This window comes from Ruminococcus sp. CAG:57, assembly GCF_000435935.1.
In the GTDB taxonomy this organism is placed as follows: domain Bacteria; phylum Bacillota; class Clostridia; order Oscillospirales; family Ruminococcaceae; genus Hominimerdicola; species Hominimerdicola aceti.
In genome coordinates, this window is record NZ_FR890775.1 from 6,585 (window position 1) to 6,796 (window position 212).

Here is a 212-nt window from a genome sequence, read left to right on the forward strand (position 1 = left end):
GAAGCTTTTACAGACTCTCATCTTAGGATTATCCGTTTAAGAGAGGGCGTAAGCACTTTGGAAGTGCCTGATTATTATACTGAAATAAATGCAAAGGGCGAATTTAAGCAGGCTTCGGGAGTTTATCGCAGAAAAGATGTTTTCTGGGGAATAGAATCACGCCCTGACAATATTGAATATAGAAATAGCTATAAAAATTGCAGGGCGGATAA

The 212-nt window shown here is 38.7% G+C and carries 1 protein-coding gene; it reads left to right on the top strand.

Translation table 11 applies throughout. The features are described from left to right. The coding region (locus tag QVO88_RS09545) for a hypothetical protein (protein WP_288177971.1) at positions 1-212 on the top strand (212 nt) is incomplete at both ends.